Genomic DNA, 21,664 nt, shown 5'->3' with positions numbered 1-21,664 from the left:
CCTCGGACTCAGCGCACCCGAAACTCGTTGCCGCCCAGCACTGTCGGCAGCTGCTCGAGGTCCTGCTCGTGCGGCTGACCCAGGCTGATGCGACTGACGTCGTCGAGGCTGTCGTAGCGGGTTCCGAGATCGAGATCAAGCGCTGCCAGGTAATCGTCGAGCTGCTCGACGGTGCGCGGACCGATGATCGGCACGATTCCGGTACTCGACCGCCGCGCCCGTTCGACGAGCCACGCGACCGCGACCCGTGCCGCCGGCACCCCCAACTCGTCGGCCGCAGCGAGCACCGCGTCGACCACCGCGGCCTTGCGCGGGTCCTCGTCGGTGTGCACCACTCGATTCCAGGCCTGTAACCGCCCGGATTCACCGCTGCGGTACTTGCCGGTGAGCAGCCCTCCACCCAGAGGAGACCACAGCGCGGCACCCAATCCGAGTGCCTCGACCATGGGGAGGTTGTCGCGGTCTGCGCTGCGCTCGACGAGGCTGTACTCGATCTGTACGGCTGCGATAGGCGCCCACCCCCGCACCTCGGCCAGCGTGGCGCCTCGGGCCGTCAGCCACGCCGGGAAATTCGACAGCCCCGCGTAGAGCACCTTCCCGGACGCGATCAGATCCTCATAGGCACGCACGATCTCCTCGATGGGTGTCACGAAGTCAGGCCAGTGAACCCAGAGCAGATCGATGTATTCGGTATCGAGTCTGCGCAGGCTGTTCTCCACGGACCGCACCATCGCTCGGCGGTTGTTACCGGTCTGCAAGACACCGCTGCCCTCAGCAGTTCCGCCGACGGCGAATTTCGTGGCGATGGTGAAGTCATCACGCCGGCCCGCCAGGATGCGACCCAAGATCTCTTCCGACTCGCCGACCTGGTAGGTGGCTGCGGTGTCGATGAAGGTGCCGCCGGCCTCGGCGAAGCGATCCACGATCGCCCGCGCGGCCGGTTCTTCCGCGCCATAACCCCAGCGGGTACCGAAGTTCCCCGCACCGAGCGCAAGCGCCGAGGTGCGGAGACCGTTGTTGCGGCCGAAGGTGAAGTGCTCCATGGAGAGCACAAGTCACGATACGAGGGCTTTATTTCACATCAGCGCCGCAGTCGCCACCGCGTGACACCGGCGAAGGTCGCCGCAAGCGCCAGCAGCACAGCCATGTTCGTCAACCACGTGCTCGACGTATGGTGCCAATGCGCGTCGTCGGCGATCCCGGCGACCAAGCGCGTCAGGTCCGCCGTCGACGCGGTGGCCGCGAAACCCCACCGCCCCGGGGCGAACCAGGCAAGCGCCTCCATCAACGGCCGGCCTGTCACCGGGATGAACCCGCCGGCGAGCACCAGCTGCGCCATCAGCGTGATCGCCAGCAGCACGATCACCTGATCACCCGTACGTGCGATCGCCGAGATGGCCAGTCCCATCAGCACGGCCACGCACGCCGTCCCTGCGATGCCGACGAAGAACTCCACTGGGGCGCTGCCCAGAACGACCGCACTCGCCGGACCCGGCTTGCCCATGCCTGGCGACAGAACGATCGCCACGAGGACCGCCGACTGCAGTACGGCGATCGCGCCGAACACCACCGCCTTCGCCGCCAGGTACGCCGAGGCGGACAGCCCCGCCGACAGTTCGCGCTGATACACGCGCCGTTCGCCAACCAGATCGCGCACGGTCAGTGTCGCGCCCATCAGGATCGCCGCGAAGCTCGTCAACGCGACCACGTGCTTGGCCTCGAATGGGGGCGCGCCAGGCGCCGGCACCCCAGCCAATCCGGCGTCACCGGCCACCGTCAGCGGCAGCAGGCCGACGAGAAACGGAAGCACCGCGAGGAAGGCGAGGTATCCGCGGTTGGCCAGAAGCAACACCATCTGGCGGCGCAGGAGCGTCGCCGTCTGACGCCACAGCCCAGGGCGCCCGCTGAAGGTCGGCGGCACCGCGTCGAAGCAGACCGTCTCGGCTTCCGGTCGACGGTGACGCTGCAGAAATCGCTGATGCAGGCCGTCGGGGTCAGTGCAGACGGCAGCGAAGATGTCCGCCCAATCCGACCCGCCCAGAACGGAATTGACCTCACCAGGTGGTCCGACGAACACTGTCTTGCCGCCGGGTGCGAGCATCACCACCTGGTCGCAGACGTCCAGGAACGCCAGTGAGTGCGTCACCACCACGATGACACGTCCGGCGTCGGCGAGGCGGCGAAGCATCGCCATGACCGCGCGATCGAGGGCGGGATCGAGACCGGTGGTCGGTTCGTCGAGCACGAGAAGGCCGGGATCGGTGAGCAATTCGATGGCAATCGACACACGCTTGCGCTGTCCGCCCGACAACGACTCGACGCGGGTATCCGCGTGCGGCACGAGTTCGAGCTCGTCGAGCACCGCTGCGATCGCCCAGGCCCTGTCCCCCGCCCCGGCGGGCATGCGCAGTTCCGCGGCAAACCGAAGTGCCTCTTCGACGGTGAGGCGGCCGTGGACGACATCGTCCTGCGGCACCATCCCGATTTCGCTGCGCAGGCCGCGCACGTCGCGGGCGTGGAATGCTGCCGTGCCGGTGGTAGGTCGCATCGCGCCGGCGATGACCGCAGCCAGCGTCGACTTCCCCGCACCGGACGGGCCGATCACCGCAGTCAGCGTTCCGGGCGGAGCCTGCAACGAAACCTGTTCGAGCAGAACGGTTTCGTCTACGACAACGGTGACGTCCCGGACGTCGAGGCCGCGGGTGGTCACCCGGCGCATCATCACACAATCGGTCATGGCAGTTCTCTCATCCGAGGACAAAGGCGAGGGGCAGGACGACGAGCAGGGAATCGATGCGGTCGAGCAGGCCACCGAATCCGGGCAGCCAGCCACCGGCGTCTTTGACCCCGGCCTGGCGCTTGAGCATGGACTCGAGCAGGTCGCCGAAGAGCCCGCCGAGCGCGACCGCCATGAGCAACCCGACCGTCACAGTGCCGAGCAGCGTGAGGATCAGACAGGCACCGATGATCGCGCCCACCATCCCGCCGACCGTCTTGTTCGGGCTCAGCGGAGACAACGGCAGGCGAGCCCACCGCATGCGGCGCAATCCCTTTCCGCCGCACCAGGCGGCGACGTCGGTCGCCGCGACGGCCAGGCACAGCAGGTAGGTGTCCGGCCACACCATCACCAGATGAGCGAGCGACCAGCAGACCCACACCGATCCGAACGCCGCGAAGGCCGTTCGGCGCGAACCGTTGTCGACGTCGCCGGCCAGGACCGACGGCACCGCGCACAACAGCATCAGGACGGGCGCGACGTACAGCAGAGACGGGCGCAGCCACGCTGCCAGCGGGTACGCCACGGCCAATGCGAGCAACACCGCGGCGTCGGCCCGGCCCAACTTCACCAGCCGGGCGTACTCGAGGACGGCGACAGCAGCCAGTGCCGCTGCCAGCAGCGCCGTGGTGCCGGGCCCGAACCAGACGGGCAGCCCGACCGCGGGGGCGATGAGCACCCAGGTCCGCCACTTCTGCACCAATTCCGTTCTGCGCGAGACGATCACCGCGACACCGGCCACAGCGAGGACAGCCACCGTCACCCACATCAGGAACACGGCGCGCGAGTACAGGTGCACCTGCAGGGGGCCGAGATCGATGTCGAGCGCCATCCTGCGATCGAGATGCAGGAACCACAGGTAGTGGTCAACGAGCGTCATGACGTCAGGCCGTCAGTGCGTAGCGGTCGGTGACGACGTCGCCCCGCAACTCGAGCACGTACTCGCGTAGGTGCGCCGCTGTGACGAAGAAGGGGTCGACGGGCGCACCGAGGCGCACGTGCATCGGCGCGCGGGAGAAGTGCCCGTCCTTGGGCAGCACGTCCGCGGTTCCCGCGATGGCGACGGGGACGATCGGCACGCCGCAATCGCGTGCCAACCGCACTGCACCGGAGCGGAATGCGCCGATGGTGCCGTCGGTCGACCGGGTGCCCTCGGGGTAGAGGACGACGGTACGTCCCGCGCGCAGGGCCGGGCCGGCGGCGGCGAGTAGCGCGTCGTAGGTGGCGTCGCCGGTGCGGCGCACCGGCAATACGCCGATCAGGGAGGTCGCGACGACGCGACGCGACGGGACCGCGAACCAGTAGTCGGCGGCGGCACCGAAGACGGGGCGGGCATGGGCGGGAAGCGCGGCCACCAGGACCGCGGTGTCGGCGTGCGAGGCGTGGTTGGCGACGACGACACAACCACCCTCGACGCTCCACTGCCCCGTGACGGTGAGCCCGCCCGAAGCAGCGCACACCGTGCGCCAAAGCCGGTGCCGCAGCATGCTTGCAGCGGTCATGCGCCGACCTCCGCCATCGGCCGGGTCACGGCGTCGCGGGTGGGGACGGCGATGCGCTGGGTCACCGCGGTGAACCTGCGATGCGCGACGGTGAAGGGTGCTGTGATGGCGTCGAACTGGGCGTCGACGAGTTCCTGGGCACGCTGGGCTTTGAGCTCTCGGTGCGCGGCCCGCAGCCGCAGGATCGTGGTGAGCACCGAGCCGTTCACGAGTTGCGTCAACAGGATCGGCATGATGACGGGGAGAGCGGTCGCGAGCACCAGGAACAGGCAGCGCTCGGTCTTGCCGAGCGGGCCGCCGTTGCGGCGCGTGAGTCCGGCGGCCGCCACGGCCAGCGAGGCGAAGGTCGGCAGGGTCGCGGCCAGGGCGGCCAGCAGCACCTGCAGGACCGGCCAGGACAACCAGTCGAATTCCGGCCCGTGCAGGCGCGCGGCCCATACTGCGAGGCCGGCGAACGCGAGCAGGTCGGCGGTGCGGTCACCGAGTTCGTTGACGACGAAACCCCACGGCCTGCTGACGCCGCGGGCGCGGGCGACGACTCCGTCGAGATTGGCGCCGGCCAGTCGCAGCACCATGAAGAGCGCAGCCAGCGGCCAGGAGCCGAAGGCGATCGCGGTTCCCGCCGCGCCGGCCGCGACGACTCCAGCGGCGGTGAACACGTCCGGGGAGATGCGTCGAGCGACCGCGGTGTCGATGACCGGGGTCAACCGTGCCGTGAACCACGGCTTCAGCGCGTAGAGCCCCGTGAAGCGGGTGCCGCGGACCGCCCTGGGGAGCAGGGTGCGGCGGATGGAGGTGATGCTCATGCGCCGAGTACATCGAGGCCGACGAGCTACCGATCCCAACTCCGCGCTCGGTACGTCAGCACACGCGCCGACCCCCTCCCCGCCATGTGACACCATCGTCTCAGCAACGAGCGGAGGGTCATGCCGGTATCGATCTCGGTGGTCAGGGCGACGCAGCCCGGCACGCTGGTCGATGCGGCCACCGAGCTGGGTAGCCAGTACGCCGAGGTCCAGACCGTCATCGCCGGCGAACGGGAGACGCTCTCGCATCTGCAGGATCACTGGACCGGGGCGGCCGCCGCGGCCGCCATCGCCCGCGGGCTCAAGGACATCGCGATCCAGGAGCGGACCGCGATGCGCCTGCAACATCTGCAGTCGGCGCTGCAGAACGCGGGCCTGCAGATGGGCGCGCTGCGCGACACGTTGCTGAACCTGGTCTCGTCGCTGGAGAACATGGGTTTCTCGGTCGCCGATGACGGCACGGTGACCCCCCACCAGTGGCTGGTGGGCCGGTTCCTCGACAGCATCGCCGCCAACTGCAGCACCGTGCTCAAGAAGATCTTGCAGCTGTTCACCGATCTCGACGAGAACACGGCGGCCGCGATCGATCAGGCCGACGGCCCCAATCTGGACAACCCGACCGTGAACGTCGGCGGGCAGGACGTACAGATCCCGTCGATGGACACCGCTCCCGCGGACGTCAAGCAATGGTGGGACAGTCTGACCGAGCAGCAACGCCAGGAGCTGATCGCCAAGCATCCGCCGATCCTGGGCAACCTCAACGGGCTGCCGGCCGAGGTGCGCGATCAGGTCAACGTCGCGGTGATGGACGACGATCTGGACCGGGTCGAGCACACCGCCCAACAGAACGGCGTGTCCGTCGACGACGTGAAATCAGACCCGAGCAGGTTCGGACTCTCACGTGATGACGTCGTGCGTTACGACAACGCCAAGAAGACGCAGGACGGTCTGCTGCACCAGATGGGCATCGACGGCGACGAACGCAACAATCGCCGCTACAGCGATATCAGCCCGCAGGAGCGGATGGACCGCAACCTCCGCCCGACGATGTTGTGGGCATACGAGCCAACGGCTTTCGACGGCAAGGGGCGGGCGGCGGTCTCGATCGGCAATCCGGACAAATCCGCCAACACCGCGGTCATCGTTCCCGGCACCGGCTCGAGTGTGCGCGACGGGTGGCTTTCCGACGGCCACAACGACGCCCGCAACCTCTACGACCAGGCGCGGGCCGCCGACCCGAACAGCCCCACCGCGGTGATGTCGTGGATGGGTTACGACACCCCCGAGAGCTTCACCGATCCCAACATCGCTACTCCCGGCCTGGCACGCACCGGCGGCGACGCGCTGGCCTGGGACGTCAACAGCTTCGGGGTCACCCACGACCCGTCGGTGCCGCAGCACACGACGGTCATCGGGCATTCGTACGGCTCGACGACGGTGGCGGATGCGTTCGCGCGCAGCGGGATGCAAGCCAACGATGCGGTCTTGCTCGGCTGCCCGGGCACCGACGCCGCCCGCAGCGCCGCCGACTTCCACCTCAACGGTGGCCAGGTCTACGTCGGGGACGCCTCGACCGATCCGGTCGGCATGCTCGGCGAAGCCGGGCCGGGACTGCCGAACGCGCTCAACGACAAACTGGGCAACATGATGGGTGTGTCCGCCGGCCTGGGCACCGATCCTGCGGGGCAGGACTTCGGGTCAGTGAGGTTCCGGGCCGAAGTCGCCGGCGCCGACGGGATCGACCCGGCCGACCACTCGAACTACTACAAGGTCGGCAGCGAATCATTGCGCGGCATCACCGACATCGCGTCCGGCAACGCGGATCGCCTGGTCACAGACAACCTGATCGCCGAGCACCGCCACCCGATGACCGTGAGTACTCCCCGCGAGGTCGACGTGCCCATCATCGGCAAGGTGCCGATCCCGGGCGTCGACGTCCAGACCCCGATCATCTACGACCCAGAATGGGACCGAGAGAACGTCACCAATGACCACAGATACTGATAAGCGGTTACGCGTCTGCGCGGCAGCGTTGTTCAGTGCCCTTGCTGTCCTCGCCGTCTCAACAGGAGGTTGCTCATCGATGTCTCCCCCACCCAAGGACACCGCGTCCGCAGGCCCGACGGCGCAAAGCCTGCCCGACGATCAGGCCCGAGCACAGGTCGTCGATGCTGCCAAGGAGATCGCCCGGGCGGCGAATCTTCGCGTCACCTATGCCACATTCGAGTGGGAGTGGTGCAACGACCAAGGAGAGCCGCCGTATCACGGCCGTGTCGACGTGGCGTACGAAGTGCCGAGGAGCACCGACAGCGCGACGATGGCCAAGCAGGTCGCGGCGGCGGCAGCACAGCAGCCGGGCTGGGCGCCCGGTCCGCCGCCGGGGCTCAACCCGTACGGCGAGGTCGCGCACAAGGGCGGTGTGATGGCCATTGCTGCGCCGGGGAACTATCCCGAGCGGGGTTCGCTGCAGATCTTCGGTGAGTGCCGGAACATGACCGACCACCGCGACGACAGCGCGCTGCACGACATCACCGGTGAGGTGCGTGACCGCTGAATACGCGCTGCTCGATCTGACCGCGCCAACGGCGAAGCGGCGCGATGGATCGACGAGTCAGCGCCGGAAAAGCCTTGTCCTGGAGCGCTTCTGGTCACCCTCGACACCGATCCACTGCGTCGCGGTGTAACTCAGAGTTTCGGCACCGGTACGAAACACCTCGAGACGACCGTCGGCGTGCTCGGTGTACGTGTCGCCGAATCGCATGTAGTCGTCGAATTCATTGTTGGGCAACGCGACTTTGACAGTCATCGGATCAGCGCACCTTTTCCGGAATGGTGTTGATCGTGTGCAGGATGTGAACGGCGAGCTCGCGCGCGGCGTCATTCTTGAGTTTCGTGTGCTCGGCGATGGTTCCAGCGACGAGGTCGACGCGGGCGTCATAGGGTGAGCGGATCGACTGTTGCGATGCCATGGGAATCCCTTTTCAGCCGGGCCTGTTTCGCTCGTTGACCGAGGCGCCCGACGTTCGTCAGCGTACGCGCAATCGGCCGCCCCCGGAGTCGAAGTGAGTCCAGCGCACATTCGAGGAGTACGGTCGGGGCGATCGGGACCATCGAGGCCTCGCGAAGCAAGGGGCTCGTCATGTCCGATAAATCTCCCCGGCAAGCCATGTCCAAGAGTTCGGGCAAGTCGCTCAAGGAGAAACGTGCGGCCAAGCACGCCAAGGAAGACGCGAAGAAGTCGACGACGGAGGCGGCGTTCGACAACAAGAAGCGCTGAGGCGAGATCCCCTCTCGCTATGTGATGCGCATCACTTAGGCGTACGTTGGGGGTCTGGGTTTCCATCGGCGTTAGAGGTCCCCCGTGAACGCGACACCCACCCTGAAGAAGGCGCTCAACCAGCGCCAGCTGACGATGATCGCGATCGGCGGTGTGATCGGAGCGGGCCTGTTCGTCGGTTCCGGCGTCGTCATCGGCGCCACCGGACCCGGGGCCTTCCTCACCTACGGCATGGCCGGCGTGCTGATCATCATGGTGATGCGGATGCTGGCCGAGATGGCCGTCGCCAATCCTTCCACCGGATCGTTCGCAGACTATTCGCGCACCGCATTGGGGCACTGGGCGGGATTCTCTGTCGGCTGGTTGTACTGGTACTTCTGGGTCATCGTGGTCGGCTTCGAAGCCATCGCCGGCGCAAAGATCATCCAGTACTGGATCGATGTCCCCCTCTGGCTGTCCGCCCTCGTCTTCATGGTGCTGATGACGGCGACCAACCTGTTCTCCGTCGCCTCCTACGGCGAGTTCGAATTCTGGTTCGCCGGAATCAAAGTGGCCGCCATCATCGCGTTCATCGCGCTGGGCGGCGCGTACGTCTTCGGGCTGTGGCCGGACAAGTCAGCGGACTTCTCGAATCTGACCAGTCACGGCGGGTTCACGCCATTCGGATTGAGCGCGATCACCGTTGGAATCGTCACGGTGATCTTCTCCATGGTGGGCGCCGAAATCGCGACGATCGCCGCCGCGGAGTCCTCCGATCCAGAGCGCGCGGTGGCCAAGGCCGCCAACTCGGTGATCCTGCGCATCCTGATCTTCTACGTCGGCGCGGTGTTCCTGCTGGTCACTATCTTGCCGTGGAACGACGACGCCGTGTCCGCATCACCATTCGTCGCCGCGTTCACCCAGATGGGGATTCCCTACGCCGATCACGTGATGAACGCGGTGGTGTTGACGGCGGTGCTGAGCTGCCTCAATTCCGGGATGTACACCGCGTCGCGGATGTTGTTCGTGCTGGCGGCGCGGCGGGAGGCCCCGCCTGCCCTGGTCAAGGTGACCCGTCGCGGCGTGCCGGCGAACGCCATCCTCGCGTCGTCGGTCATCGGGTTCCTGTGCGTCATCGCCGCTGCTCTGTCACCCGACACGATCTTCGCGTTCCTGCTCAACTCCAGCGGCGCGATCATCCTGTTCGTGTACCTGCTCATCGCGATCTCGCAGATCGTGCTGCGCTACCGAACCCCGGATTCCGAACTGCGCGTGAAGATGTGGCTCTTCCCGGTGCTGTCGATCCTCACGGCTGTGGGGATCGTGGCCATCCTGGTCCAGATGTTCATCGACACAGCGCTGCGGTCGCAGCTGGTGCTCAGTCTGCTGTCGTGGGCGGTCGTCATCGTGCTGTTCGCGGTGAACAAGTGGTTCGTGAAGAAGCGTCCGCTGTCGCCCGCCGAGGCACCCTCCGCCGCGCCGCATCGCGTACTCGTGCTGGCGAATCAGACCCTCGATTCACAGGAGCTGCTTGCGGAGCTGTCCCGTATCGGTGCAGATCGCGACGCGCAGTACCTCGTGGTGGTGCCTGCCAGCCCGGTCGACACGGGAGCTGCGGCCACGCACGGACCGCGTGACGTCACCGAGGCCACAGAGGAGGCGGCGCAGGCTCGGCTCGACGCCACGTTGGCGACGCTCCGGAGCGAGAACCTCCAAGCCCAAGGCGAATTGGGTGACTATCGCCCCCTGCGGGCACTCGATCACGCTGTCAGCACGTTCGATCCCGACCAGATCGTGATCGCTACGCTGCCGCCCGAACTGTCGATCTGGCAGCGCTTCGACGTGGTGGACCGCGCCCGGGCACAGTTCGAAGTGCCGGTGACACACGTCGTCGCCAAGTCGATAGCGGGAGAACAGGCTCGGAGATGACGATCGTCGCGGGCGTCAACCCCAGCGGTCAGGCGTCGGCGCCGCTGCATCTGGCGGCCCAGCTGTGTCGATGCACGGGTGACCGGATGGTCGCGGTGGCGATCGTCGAGCGGCCGTGGCCCCCGAAGCTGGATCCCGTCGAGAACGAGTACCTGAATTACGTTGCAGTGCAGGCGCAGAGATCTCTCAAGCAGATGGTCGACCAACTGCCCGACGACGTGGACGTGTGGCAGGTGGTACACCACGCCGCGTCGGTCCCTAAAGGCCTGACTGAGCTCGCCATCGAATGGAGCGCTGAGGTCGTGGTGGTCGGCTCGTCATCGACAGGCCTGCTCGGCAGGGTCGCGCTGGGTAGTGTGACCGATCGCCTTGTGCACACCGCTGCGGTTCCGGTCGCCATCGCACCGAGGAGCTATCCCGCGCAGCGCGGACGTATCGAGCGGTTGACGGCGGCCTACGGCGGGCAAGCCGACGCGGTCGGATTGGTCGCCACCAGCGCAGAGATGGCACGCGAATGGTCGGCGCATCTGCGCATCGCGTCCTTCACGGTCCGCCCGGTCACCATGTTCAGCGGCGCCATCGAGACCGGCGCTGAGGACCTCGTCGTCACCCAGTGGGCCCGGCGCACCCAGGACCAGATTGCCGCTCAACTGGAGAAAGCACGCTCGGACATCGAAGTCGTCGACGCCGACATCGTCATCGGCGCCGGGGCGACGTGGCGTGACGCGGTGGATGCTGTCCCGTGGGCGGCCGGCGACATCCTGGTGCTCGGCTCCGGTGCGGCAGGACCCGCTGCACAGGTGTTCCTCGGCTCGGCTGCGGCCCGCATCCTTCGGCACGCCCCGGTGCCGACAATGATCGTGCCGCGACGGCAAGCTGCCTGACCGAGAGGACTAGGCTGTGCGGTATGGCTGGCAGGATGTCCGACAGGAAGACCGCGGATGTGGTGTCGAACTTCCTTTCTGCGCAACGATATACGCGCGACGAGGTGTTCTCCGACGCTGATCCCGTGCCGGCTCGGCCGGGAGCGCACGGATGGTGGTTCCGGGAGATCCCTGGCGCAATCGACGTCTCCGGATGCGAAGAGCGCGACGGCTGGACCCTGCTCTACGTCGGGGTGAGCCCCGGCCCGCCGCGAGCCGACGGAAAGCCGCAGACTCCGCAGGATCTGCGTAAGCGCATCAGATACCACTTCGGCGCGGGGACCGCCGGCGCGGACGGCTCGACGTTGCGCAAGTCGCTGGGCGTGCTGCTGGGCGGAGAACTGGGCTTTGGGCTGCGCAGGGTCGGGTCGGGTAAGCGGCAGACGTTCGCCGGTGGAGAGGCGATCCTGACTCAGTGGATGGCGGAGAACGCGATGGTGTCCTGGGTGCTGCACCCGGAGCCCTGGCACATGGAAGCCAGGCTGCTCACCGCGTTGGTGCTGCCGTTGAACCTGCAGGGCAACGAGCGCAACGCTTTTGCGCCGGAGTTGAAGCGGCTGCGGCGGGACGCGGCGGTCAAGGCCGGCAAGATGCGGGTGCTCGCGGAGTGGTCCTGAGCGGTTCTGCAGCATCAGCGCGCTATGACGCGGTGCTCTTCGATCTGCTGACCGCGCTGCTGGATTCGTGGACAGTGTGGAACGACGTCGCAGGCGATCCACGCACCGGAGCCCTGTGGCGGAACAAGTATCTCGAGATCACCTACGGGCAGGGGTCGTATCGCGACTACGAGACCCTCGTCGGCGAAGCGGCCGAGGCGCTGCACCTCGATCGAGGCGTGGTCGCCAAGCTCTCCGCCCGCTGGGCTGAACTGCAGCCGTGGAGTGAAGCTCCCGGGGTCCTGACCGAGTTGGCCTCGGCCGGCGTCAAGCTCGGCGTCGTCACGAACTGCTCAGAACGTCTGGGACAACTCGCCGCCGCGCGGATGGGCGTTCCCCTCGACGTCGTCGTCACGGCCGAAGCGGCTGGTGCATACAAGCCGCAGCCGGCGCCCTACCTGCTCGCCGTGCAGCAGCTGGGGCTCGAACCGCATCGCGTCCTCTTCGTTGCCGGCTCACGCTTCGACATCGCCGGCGCGGGCAACGTCGGCATGTCCGTTTGGTGGCACAACCGAGTGCACATGGACCGCGGTGACCAGCCCGCGCCGATGGCCGAACACAACACCCTCATACCGCTCGTCGGCGATGTCCTGAGAAATCCGTGATCTTTTGCAACAGCAAAAATTTCGAATGCCATTTTACGATGGCGGCGGCAACAGTGTTCGGACGAATACACGTCGAATACGCCAATAACCTGGCGATCGCCACGTCAGAACTTATCCTGGATCAGCGGCACAGGACTCCGCTCACCGGCCGCGCGAGGGGACAGCAGACATGAACACATTCGCAGATCGACTGAACAGGCTTTTCGACACCGTGTATCCGCCTGGACGCGGACCGCACACGTCCGCCGAAGTGGTCACGGCGCTGAAGGCAGAGGGGTTGACGATGTCGGCTCCCTACTTGTCGCAGCTGAGATCGGGAAACCGGACCAATCCATCCAGTACGACTATGGCCGCCTTGGCCAACTTCTTCCGCATCAGACCTGAATTCTTCACCGATGACTCCTACTACGCGAAGCTCGACAAGGAGCTGACCCTGCTGGCCGGCCTTCGCGACGAGGGGGTACGACGTGTGGCCGCACGGTCCATCGGACTGTCGCCCCAAGCGCAGCGCGATGTCGTGGAGAAGGTGGACGAATTGCGGCGCAGGGAACACCTCGCCGACGATGGATCGGTGTGATCGGGACGCATCGAGCCACCTAGCCCGGATATAGCTATGGCGCCACCAGCGGGGAAGCCCAGTAACCGCACCGTGCCCACGTGGCGGTACGTCGCCGCGGGCGGCGCAATCTCGTCGATTCTCGTCGTGTTCGGCGGAGGCGGAGCCACCGCGTACGCCGACGATCGAGCACCGAACACCGCCGACTCGGGCAGCCGGGACAGTTCCTCCATCACAAACCGCCCGGAAAGCACGCCACCCCGGGAACCGGACACGGAGGCGCCACCGACGTCATCGCGGACAGAGACCGTGGCCGCGGACAGCGACGACGCTGATAATTCCGATGAGTCTCCGCGGACCGAGGATGCTGATGTTCCGCCTGGAGAGCAGGGCACTCCCACGGACAGCACTGCGGATCCGTCGCCTGAGGTGCCAGGCGATGCAGCGCCAGAGGACAGTCCGACAATCGACCCACCCGCCGAGGACACCGGGTCCGAGACCACGCCGTCGACGACGACACCAGATTCGCCCTCGGATTCGCAGTCCATCGCCACCCCGATCACTGCTACCCCGATCACTGCTGAGCCGACTGCAGGCGACGCAGACCCGGTCAGCACCGATGCGCCGATCACCTCCGCGCCCGCTGTCGACCCCGACTCAGTCGCCAGCGCTTCCCCCGTCGTGGACAACTCCCCCGTCACCGTCGATGCACCGATTGCTCCTGTCGCCGAACCGAACACCGTTCTGGCCGTGCCGGTTCCGGCAGCCACGACCACGGTCCCGCTCGTCTCGGTGGCAGCGGCGATCGCACCCCCCAGCATTCTGCAGTGGTTCGTCTTGTTGACGTGGGTCCAGCTCCAGTGGCTGTTGCAACAGCAGCTGAGCGGCCCGGGTACGACACCCGTTCTGGGTCACCTCGGCGCCGCAGAGTCGCGGCTGATGAGCGCGGCGCTCCCGAATTCCTCCACGACGGCCTACCTGCCGACGCAGTTTCCATGGCTGAGAGACGCCCTTGAGGGGATGCGACTACTCGGCCTTCCGATCGATCCTGCTCTGCTGGAGAGGACGTCGGCGACCTTGGCGGCCGGGACGGCAACGCTACCTGCGATCGTGAAGGCGCTCACCGATCAGGTGAGCGCTCGCTCGGGACTTCCGTCGGGCTCCCCCTGCGTCGGCGCGTTCATCCGCCACGTTTCGGTCTGGGCGCTGTTCACCGCTGCCGCCCTCGGAATTTTCGGCATGATCGGCATGACCGGTCTCGGCGCCATGGTCGGCTTCCGCCAGGCCAAGGCGAGCTACGCCCTGAGGGCAGCCGGTCTGGCTCGGTTCAGCGGCCCCGGCCCATTGGGACTCGTGCGGGAAACGGGATTCGTTCAGATCGGGTCGCGGCGCTCCAGTGCTGGACCGTCGCGCCTGCGCGCCGTGGCCACGCATATGCGGGACAGCGCCTGACACGGGGCAGCTTCAGCTCTTGTCCAACCGCGTCGTCTGCGCCTGATAGAGAGCCGGAAGCTGTTCTGCCAGAGCAGAATCGAAGGCGCCACCGTGTGGCCCCGGGGTGTACTCCGCCGTCACCAACAAGCCACGGTGGGTGCCGAGGATCATCGCGATGTCCCACGCCAGCGACTGCGTCGTCGTGGTCGTCCGCGTGTGCAGCTGCACGCTGATCGCGTCGGGCGGAATCGGACCGAAGTCGGCGGTCTCGATGCGGGCGGCGGACTGCAACTCCGGTGTGGCCAGTGAGAACGACGCGCACTGCTCGGCGAGGCCGTGCACATGGACCGGCTGTGGTGTGACGGCGAGTTCGATGCCGATTGCCGCACCGCCCGAGGAGCGCATCGCGAGCGCCTTCTGACTGACCTCACCTTGGGAGAGAAACACACCGCATTGCGGCGGCTCCACCGGGGCGGGGCCGCCCTGGGGAACGGCGATGATCGTGCCCCACTGCGTGCCGGGCAGCGGCGGCACAGCGCTCTCGTCGACGGGCATCGACTCGGTGAGGACGTGGAGGTCGGCCAACACAGGCGGTCCGGCGGCACGGGCTTCCCGCCGCGTCAGGTCGGACGCCACCAGCGAGCCGACCACGACGAGGACGACGTTCACCAGCGCAAAGAGGAGTCGCAGCCTGTCGAGGCTACCCAAGCGATTCGCCACCAAAGGCATTCGGTGCGAACCCTGAGGCGGACTGCGTGTCATGCCGGATGGCGGTCGACCCGCTCGACGAACACCGGGACACTGACGCTGCCGCCGCCTTCGATGCTGGCGATCAATGCCATGCGTCCGGCCGCCCTGGTGGTCAACCCGAAGTCACTGATCCAGAAGTGATTCTCTCCGTCACGGTGCCCGCCCGGAATCTCCTGGTCGCCCAGCACGATGATGTCGCCGTTGGACGAGACCGCCTCCAGCTTCATTCGGTAGGGCCGCCCCTCGTCATCAGGCCCGGCCTGCATCAGCGTCACCAGGCTCAGCGGGAGGGCCAACTGCTCACCGTTCTCGTTCGTCAGGCCCACCGCCGGAGCCTTGACGACGTCGAGAACGCCTCCTGTCACGTTGAGCTTGCCGTCCACGATCTCAGCGTGCTCGGCGAGAAAGGCGCCTGTGATCTGCATATTTCGAGAGTAGCGATGGACTCGGCCGGCGTTTCGTTCTATTTCGGCCGCTACTCGTGGCCGGCGAACACCTTGCGATAACTCGACGGCGACATACCCAGGCCGCGGCGCAGGTGATGCCGGAGATTGCCCGCGGAACCCAGGCCTGATCGTCGGGCGACCTCGTCGACACTGAGGTCATGGCTCTCCAGGAGTTCGCGAGCACGGTCGACGCGGCGGTGGCGGATCCATTCTCCGGGCGGCTGGCCGGTCTCCTCGCGGAAGCGACGGATGAACGTGCGGGTGCTCATGCCCGCGTGCTCGGCGAGCCGACGAATCGTCAGTGGCTCCTGCAGATTCTCGGTGACCCAGTGTCTGGTCGCCGCTGTCGACGCGGAATCGTCGACGGGGACGTGACTTTCGATGAACTGGGCCTGGCCACCCTCACGCCAGGGCGGCACGACGCAGTAGCGCGCGACCGCGTTCGCGACCTGCGTTCCATGATCGCGCCGGATGACGTGCAGGCACAGGTCGATGCCTGCGGCGAGGCCCGCGGAGGTCAGCACGTCGCCGTCGTCGACGAAGAGCACGTTCTCGTCGACCAGCACCCGCGGATACAGCGCGCGCAGCGTGTCGGCGTGCTGCCAGTGGGTCGTGGCAGGGCGGCCGTCGAGCAGCCCCGCGGCAGCGAGCACGAAGGCGCCCGTGCAGATCGAGACGACGCGGGCCGTGGACGGGATCGTGGCCAGCGCCGCAGCGACGTCTGGTTCGAGCCGGCCGTCGACGCGGGCGGGCCGATATCGCGTGCCGGGGACCACCACGGTGTCAGCGGTGGCGAGGGCGTCGACTCCTGCCTCCGGGATCATCGCGAATCCGGCCGTGGTGGGTACCGGGTCGCTGGTGACCCCGCACGTGATCACGTCGTACAGCGGCTCGCCGTCGGGGCTTGCGGCCGCGCCGAACAGCATCGGGGCGATCGTCGCGTCGAAGCCGATGACCGGCTCCAGCAGCAATACGGCGACGCGGTGAGCGGACACGACGCCATGATGGCATGTTTTTGACGAACAACGGCAGTCTTGCCACTGGCCACGGCGGCACGATGACGCCATAGTCGACCGGTGACCGTGACCGACCGCTCTGCGCGCCGCATCGTCCGCCTGCACTGGGCGTGGGTCGTGGCGGCCGTCAGCTTCGTCGCTCTGCTCGGCGCCGCCGGCTTCCGCTCCGTGCCCGGCGTGATGATGAACCCACTGCATCACGAGTTCGGCTGGTCTCACGGCACGGTCGGGTTGGCGATGTCGGTGAACATGACGTTGTTCGGCCTGACCGCGCCGTTCGCGGCGGCGCTGATGGACCGCTTCGGTATCCGCCCGGTGCTGACCGTCGCGCTCGCGATGATCGCGACCGGCAGTGCGCTGAGCGTGACGATGACCGCGAGCTGGCAGTTGATCCTGCTGTGGGGAGTACTCGTCGGCGCCGGGACCGGCGCGATCTCGATGGGATTCGTCGCGACGATCGCCACCCGGTGGTTCGACGCACATCGCGGACTCGTCACCGGTGTGCTGACCGCTGCCAGCGCGACGGGTCAGCTCATCTTCCTGCCCGTGGTCGCCGCCATCACAACGGATCACGGGTGGCGATGGGCCTCGCTGCTGGTGGCCGCCGCCGCGCTCATCGTGATCCCCCCGATCCTGCTGCTGATGCGAAACTGGCCGCAGGACAAGGGCCTTGGACGCTATGGTCAGGAACCGTCCGGCGACATCGGGCCGGCGCCACGTCCGCCCGGCAGCAGTTTCGGCGCGGCCTTCTCGGGACTGGTGCTCGGTGCGCGGGTGCCTGCCTTCTGGCTACTGGCGGGCAGCTTCGCGATCTGCGGCATGACGACAAACGGGTTGATCGGCACCCACTTCATCCCCGCGGCCAACGACCACGGGATGCCGACGACCGTGGCCGCCGGCCTTCTCGCCGTGGTGGGCGTCCTCGACGTCGCGGGCACTGTGTTCTCGGGATGGTTGACCGACCGCGTGGATGCCCGCCTGCTGCTGGTCATCTACTACACGGGGCGGGGGCTGTCGCTGCTTGCGCTCCCGGTCCTGCTGTCCCCACACGCCGAGCCCGGAACGTGGGTGTTCATCATCTTCTACGGCCTGGACTGGGTGGCGACGGTGCCACCGACCATTGCGCTGTGCCGCAATTATTTCGGCGACAGGGCGCCGATCGTCTTCGGCTGGGTGTTCGCCTCGCATCAGCTCGGCGCGGCCGTCGCCGCGGCGGGTGCCGGCTGGATTCGCGACCTGCGTGGCGACTACGACCTCGCCTTCTACATCGCGGCCGGCCTGTGCGCCGTCGCTGCGGTCATGTGCCTGTCGGTGCGGCCGGTGCGCGCGAGGACGGCAACCGAGATAGCCGTGACACATATACGTCGACCCTGACGCCAGGTTTTGCTTTGCTGTTGACGGGCACTCCGACGGGAGGCAGCGAGCGAAGCAGGTGACGCGGTGACTGACGACTCGAGGGTGAGCGACTCAGCAGAGACCGAGAGCTGCGACCTGTGCATCGTCGGAGCAGGTCTGGCCGGGATGAACGCACTCGCGGTGGCGTCCGAATACCTGGGCCGCGGGCAGCGGGTGATCCTCGTCGACCGGCGCCAACGCGTCGGCGGCATGTGGGTGGACGCCTACCCGTACGTCCGCCTGCACCAACCACACCCCTGGTTCACCGCCGGCGACATCGGGTGGGCCCAGGGCCATGACCGCAGCCATCTCGCCACGCGCTCCGAGGTGCTCGACCACTTCGCCCACTGCTTGGATGTCGTTCGGCGGCAGGTCACGGTCGACACCCTCTTCGGCTGGGAGTTTGACGGCTTCACTGAGGCCGACGGCATGGCCACACTGCATGTGAGTTCCGCAGACGGCCGCACGCGCACGATCACCACACCGCGGCTGATCAACGCGGCCGGCTTCGCCGTCACCCCGAACAACCCGCTGCCCGTTCAGTCCGAGCAGGTGCGCTCGGTCTCGCCGAACTTCTGCGACGTCGACGAGATCGCCTCAGACGGTGCGCCTGTGTGGGTGATCGGCGGCGGAAAGACCGGGATGGACACCGCCCAGGCGCTGCTCGCCGCCGACCCGCGCCGAGAGGTGTCGATGGTCGCCGGATCCGGGACCTACTTTCTCAGCCGCGACGAGACCTTTCCGCGCGGCCGCAAGCGGTGGTGGTCGGGCACCATGGCGAGCGTCTCGGGAGCGCAGATGCTCAGCCACTTCGACGGCACCAACGAGAACGAGGCGAACCGCTGGTTTCGCGACACCTACGGCGTCTGGCCCACCGAGCGCGCCGACACCTACGTGTTGGGCATCATGTCGGGCGAGGAGAGCCGGGCCATCGCGGCGGGTCTGCGAGAGACCGTGATGGACCGCTTCACCGACGTGACCGATGGTCCGGACGGCCCGGTGATGACGTTCGCCCGTGGCCGCAACCGCGGGGTCATGCCCGGCAGCTGGATCATCAACTGCACAGGCTACGTCCTACGCGACGCGGGGCCTTATCAGCCGTACCTCTCTCCCGGCGGGTCGGTGCTGTCCATTCAACCCCGTTCGGCAACAATGCATTTGACGTCATTCATGGCGTACTTCATGACGCACATGCTCTACCGCGACCGGCTGGTGGACGCTCCGCTGTATGAGATGGACGCCATCGACCTACGGGCGAAATCGAAGGTCATCCTGCCGTTCGGCATCCTGTGCCTCTCGCAGTACAACCTCAGCGTGATGTTCGAGTGCTTGCCGAATTCGGTATTCCTGCGGTGTGGGTCCAACGTCGATTCCTGGTATCCGCTGACCCGCCGGTTGCGGGGATCTGTGACCTTCCTGCTGCGGCACCGCCGCGACCGCGACAGCGCGCGCCGGACGCTGGACACGTTGCGCGAGCGCTTCGATCTACGCTGCGGCCCGTTAGCCGCTTCACCTGTTCGGTGAGCGCAAGCCATCAGCTCGGCCGGGCTGCCGCCGAGGCAATCGGCCTCGTGGTGATTTGCTGTGATTGCGGCAAAGTGCCGAACTGACTGCATCGTCGGACGTAGCATCCTGTCGGGCAGTTGTCGGCCGTTGGTCGGGGACGCAATCGAGGGGGATGAGTAGATGTTCGATCGTATGGGGTTTGCCGCAGGCTGCCTACTTGCCGCCGGCGCGCTCGCCGTGTGTGCGCCAACGGCTCTTGCTGACGATCCATCGTGCGATCAGCAGCCGCCAGATCAGCAGCAGCAATGTCAACAGCAGCAGGGGCCGGGTGTTCCGCAGCTGCCGCAGAACCGTGATTCCGGCAACGGCAATTCCCCACCGCCACAGCAGCCCAATCAACCACCCCAGCAGCCTCCCCAGGCCCCGCAGAACAACCCCCAGCAGAACGGGATTGATCTCTCGGACAAGAACTGCTGGGTGATCAACGGCGTTCCCGTCATGTGGAACCCCGCGCTCGCCACCGGTCCCGGTGACGTCGTCGGATGGTGCCCGCAGGTCTACGGCCTCCAGCCGCATTGAGGACCTTGCTGCCAATTGTCCTTCTCCCCCGGCGGGTGAGTGAGCGACGTCGACACGATGCGAGGACACTTGCCACCAGTGCACCGACTCCGGAGATGACCGGCCTCAGCCGACCGCGGTGGGTTCAGGTGTGACGTCCGAGGTTTCCGGCGGATCGTCGGACGGCGTGCGGGTCTCCGGAACGGCGAGCACCAGCAGGACCAGGGCCGCCACGGCGATTCCCGTGAGTGCCCACATCGCGGCGCCGTACCCGGCGGCGGCGTCGATGGCACCGGCCAGCGTGGGGCTCAGCGCGCCGCCGATCCCCTGCACCATCGTGGCCGCGCCGAACGCGATGTTGTAGCGGCCGCTGCCGCGGGTCAGGTCGGCCACCATGATCGCGAACAACGCGCCCTGCAGGCCGGCGCCGATACCGTCGAGGGCCTGCACGGCGATCACCTCACCCGGGTACTGCGCCAGGATGAACAGCACGCCGCGCACCGGTAGTACCGCAAAGGCCAGCACCATCAACGGTTTTCGTCCCCAGCGATCGCCGCGACGGGCCACCAGCATGGCCATCGGGATCATCACGACCTGCGCGACGATGATCAGCGCGGCCTGGTACAGCGCACCGTTGTTGGCGTCCCCGACGGCCAGCTTCTGACCCGTGATCGGCAGCATGGCGCCGTTGGCGAGCTGCCAAAGCCCCACGACGGCCGCGAGAATGAGCAGTGGGCGATTACGTAGCAGCACAGCAAAACCCGACGGTTTGTCGTCGCCGCCGTCGGTGTCGTCTTTGGGTTTCATCCCGCGGGCCACATCGTGGTTGATCAGGTTCGGTTTGATCATCAGTGTGGAGAGGACCACGAAGATGCCGAACAGGCTGGCCAGCCAGAAGCCCAGCCTCAGGCTGATGAGGTAGCCGGCCAGCCCGGCGACGGCGGAGCCCACCACATTCCCGGCGTGGTTGAACGCCTGCATGCGACCGGTCTGCGCGGCATACCGTTTCGGCCCGACCATGCCCAGCGCGATGGCGGCGATGACGGGACCCAGGACCACCCCGGCTACTCCGGTCAGCAGCTGGGCCGCGGTGACGACCGCGAACGTCGGCTTCAGCGTCACGATGAACGTGCCGAACGACGTCAGCGCGGCGGCCCCGGCCAGGAGGGCCCGCTTGTACTTCGTGGCGTCGATCAGGGCGCCGGCCGGGGCGTTGAGCAGCAACCCGACCGCGCCGCCGAGGGTGAGGATGAAACCGATGTTGGCCGGGTTCCAGGTCTCCTTGTTGATCAGGTAGACCCCGAGGAACGGGCCGAGGCCGGCCTGGACGTCGGCGAGGAAGAAGTTGACGCCGTCGAGCGCCCAGAGCGACCGCGTGAGTTCGGGACTGTCGGAGGTCACACCGGATCCCCGGTCAAGGTGCAGGAGCCGTAGCGCCGGGTGGTCACGCAAGTGATGTTGACCGCGCGGCCTGAAGCCAACCTGAAGAAGCCGGGATATCACCTGTGAGTTTGGCTGACAGTTGCTGTGAATGGGGTTGCGTCGCAAAC

The 21,664-nt window shown here is 67.1% G+C and carries 23 protein-coding genes; 12 read left to right on the top strand and 11 right to left on the bottom strand.

The features are described from left to right. Nucleotides 1–8 precede the first annotated feature (8 nt). The 5 genes from ACZYYX_RS15325 to ACZYYX_RS15305 are packed head-to-tail and all read right to left on the bottom strand — an operon-like array spanning nucleotide 9 to nucleotide 5,084. On the bottom strand, nucleotides 9–1,043 hold the full coding sequence (locus ACZYYX_RS15325; protein WP_463815368.1) for an aldo/keto reductase: 1,035 nt from the start codon (nucleotides 1,041–1,043) through the stop codon (nucleotides 9–11). Nucleotides 1,044–1,081: 38 nt separating this feature from the next. Continuing rightward, nucleotides 1,082–2,737, bottom strand: coding sequence for an ATP-binding cassette domain-containing protein (locus tag ACZYYX_RS15320; protein WP_463815367.1), 1,656 nt, complete (start codon nucleotides 2,735–2,737; stop codon nucleotides 1,082–1,084). Between the two features lie 10 nt (nucleotides 2,738–2,747). Further along, nucleotides 2,748–3,656 (bottom strand): phosphatidate cytidylyltransferase, encoded by a 909-nt coding sequence (locus tag ACZYYX_RS15315; RefSeq protein ID WP_463815365.1) that lies wholly within the window; start codon nucleotides 3,654–3,656, stop codon nucleotides 2,748–2,750. A 4-nt stretch (nucleotides 3,657–3,660) separates the two neighbouring features. Further along, nucleotides 3,661–4,278 (bottom strand): lysophospholipid acyltransferase family protein, encoded by a 618-nt coding sequence (locus ACZYYX_RS15310; RefSeq protein WP_463815364.1) that lies wholly within the window; start codon nucleotides 4,276–4,278, stop codon nucleotides 3,661–3,663. After that, a complete protein-coding gene (locus ACZYYX_RS15305; protein WP_463815363.1) occupies nucleotides 4,275–5,084 on the bottom strand; it encodes a CDP-alcohol phosphatidyltransferase family protein in 810 nt (269 codons plus the stop codon). Before ACZYYX_RS15305 ends, ACZYYX_RS15310 begins: the two co-directional genes overlap by 4 nt. A gap of 120 nt (nucleotides 5,085–5,204) precedes the next feature. Between ACZYYX_RS15305 and ACZYYX_RS15300 the strand changes: the two genes are divergently transcribed. Beyond that, nucleotides 5,205–7,088, top strand: coding sequence for an alpha/beta hydrolase (locus tag ACZYYX_RS15300; protein WP_463815362.1), 1,884 nt, complete (start codon nucleotides 5,205–5,207; stop codon nucleotides 7,086–7,088). A 79-nt stretch (nucleotides 7,089–7,167) separates the two neighbouring features. Further along, the gene (locus ACZYYX_RS15295; protein WP_463815361.1) at nucleotides 7,168–7,638 is read left to right on the top strand and encodes a hypothetical protein; all 471 of its coding nucleotides are present in this window, start codon (nucleotides 7,168–7,170) and stop codon (nucleotides 7,636–7,638) included. A 57-nt stretch (nucleotides 7,639–7,695) separates the two neighbouring features. On the opposite strand, the gene ACZYYX_RS15290 is transcribed toward ACZYYX_RS15295, so the two are convergent. Together ACZYYX_RS15290 and ACZYYX_RS15285 are read right to left on the bottom strand one after the other, a co-directional pair. Then, entirely contained in the window at nucleotides 7,696–7,890 is a 195-nt protein-coding gene (locus ACZYYX_RS15290; RefSeq protein WP_463815360.1) for a hypothetical protein, read from the bottom strand. Nucleotides 7,891–7,894: 4 nt separating this feature from the next. Then, complete coding sequence (locus ACZYYX_RS15285; RefSeq protein WP_463815359.1) at nucleotides 7,895–8,053, bottom strand: DUF6307 family protein; 159 nt, start codon at nucleotides 8,051–8,053, stop codon at nucleotides 7,895–7,897. 170 nt (nucleotides 8,054–8,223) lie between these two features. Here ACZYYX_RS15285 and ACZYYX_RS15280 point away from each other — a divergent pair, with 170 nt between their 5' ends. The 7 genes from ACZYYX_RS15280 to ACZYYX_RS15250 all read left to right on the top strand — a co-directional run bounded on the left by ACZYYX_RS15280 (nucleotide 8,224) and on the right by ACZYYX_RS15250 (nucleotide 14,461). Further along, on the top strand, nucleotides 8,224–8,361 hold the full coding sequence (locus ACZYYX_RS15280; protein WP_463815358.1) for a hypothetical protein: 138 nt from the start codon (nucleotides 8,224–8,226) through the stop codon (nucleotides 8,359–8,361). A gap of 84 nt (nucleotides 8,362–8,445) precedes the next feature. Next, nucleotides 8,446–10,269: an amino acid permease gene (locus ACZYYX_RS15275; protein ID WP_463815357.1), complete on the top strand. Its 1,824-nt coding sequence runs from the start codon at nucleotides 8,446–8,448 to the stop codon at nucleotides 10,267–10,269. After that, a complete protein-coding gene (locus ACZYYX_RS15270) occupies nucleotides 10,266–11,153 on the top strand; it encodes a universal stress protein (protein ID WP_463815356.1) in 888 nt (295 codons plus the stop codon). Before ACZYYX_RS15275 ends, ACZYYX_RS15270 begins: the two co-directional genes overlap by 4 nt. Nucleotides 11,154–11,176: 23 nt before the next feature. After that, a complete protein-coding gene (locus ACZYYX_RS15265; RefSeq protein ID WP_463815355.1) occupies nucleotides 11,177–11,809 on the top strand; it encodes a GIY-YIG nuclease family protein in 633 nt (210 codons plus the stop codon). After that, entirely contained in the window at nucleotides 11,800–12,453 is a 654-nt protein-coding gene (locus ACZYYX_RS15260; protein ID WP_463815353.1) for an HAD-IA family hydrolase, read from the top strand. Before ACZYYX_RS15265 ends, ACZYYX_RS15260 begins: the two co-directional genes overlap by 10 nt. A gap of 169 nt (nucleotides 12,454–12,622) precedes the next feature. After that, entirely contained in the window at nucleotides 12,623–13,030 is a 408-nt protein-coding gene (locus ACZYYX_RS15255) for a transcriptional regulator (protein WP_463815352.1), read from the top strand. 72 nt (nucleotides 13,031–13,102) lie between these two features. After that, nucleotides 13,103–14,461: a hypothetical protein gene (locus tag ACZYYX_RS15250; protein WP_463815351.1), complete on the top strand. Its 1,359-nt coding sequence runs from the start codon at nucleotides 13,103–13,105 to the stop codon at nucleotides 14,459–14,461. Nucleotides 14,462–14,473: 12 nt separating this feature from the next. Here ACZYYX_RS15250 and ACZYYX_RS15245 read toward each other — a convergent pair whose 3' ends face one another. The 3 genes from ACZYYX_RS15245 to ACZYYX_RS15235 are packed head-to-tail and all read right to left on the bottom strand — an operon-like array spanning nucleotide 14,474 to nucleotide 16,565. Beyond that, nucleotides 14,474–15,163 carry a hypothetical protein gene (locus ACZYYX_RS15245; RefSeq protein ID WP_463815350.1) on the bottom strand — a complete coding sequence of 230 codons (690 nt, stop codon included), beginning with the start codon at nucleotides 15,161–15,163 and terminating at the stop codon, nucleotides 14,474–14,476. Between the two features lie 38 nt (nucleotides 15,164–15,201). After that, entirely contained in the window at nucleotides 15,202–15,618 is a 417-nt protein-coding gene (locus ACZYYX_RS15240) for a hypothetical protein (protein WP_463815349.1), read from the bottom strand. Between the two features lie 50 nt (nucleotides 15,619–15,668). Next, a complete protein-coding gene (locus ACZYYX_RS15235; RefSeq protein WP_463815814.1) occupies nucleotides 15,669–16,565 on the bottom strand; it encodes a GlxA family transcriptional regulator in 897 nt (298 codons plus the stop codon). Between the two features lie 150 nt (nucleotides 16,566–16,715). Here ACZYYX_RS15235 and ACZYYX_RS15230 point away from each other — a divergent pair, with 150 nt between their 5' ends. The 3 genes from ACZYYX_RS15230 (at nucleotide 16,716) to ACZYYX_RS15220 (ending at nucleotide 20,135) form a co-directional block, all read left to right on the top strand. Then, a complete protein-coding gene (locus tag ACZYYX_RS15230) occupies nucleotides 16,716–18,029 on the top strand; it encodes an MFS transporter (RefSeq protein WP_463815348.1) in 1,314 nt (437 codons plus the stop codon). 84 nt (nucleotides 18,030–18,113) lie between these two features. After that, a complete protein-coding gene (locus ACZYYX_RS15225; RefSeq protein WP_463815347.1) occupies nucleotides 18,114–19,574 on the top strand; it encodes an FAD-dependent oxidoreductase in 1,461 nt (486 codons plus the stop codon). 162 nt (nucleotides 19,575–19,736) lie between these two features. After that, complete coding sequence (locus ACZYYX_RS15220; RefSeq protein ID WP_463815346.1) at nucleotides 19,737–20,135, top strand: hypothetical protein; 399 nt, start codon at nucleotides 19,737–19,739, stop codon at nucleotides 20,133–20,135. 105 nt (nucleotides 20,136–20,240) lie between these two features. Here the strand turns inward: ACZYYX_RS15220 and ACZYYX_RS15215 are convergent, their stop codons facing one another. Next, nucleotides 20,241–21,515, bottom strand: a complete 1,275-nt coding sequence (locus ACZYYX_RS15215) for an MFS transporter (protein ID WP_463815345.1) — start codon at nucleotides 21,513–21,515, stop codon at nucleotides 20,241–20,243. Nucleotides 21,516–21,664 lie beyond the last annotated feature (149 nt).

The organism is Mycobacterium sp. IDUB_1, assembly GCF_055419625.1.
Note: the sequence above shows the minus strand (reverse complement) of the source record. Positions and strands in the feature narration are given on the sequence as shown.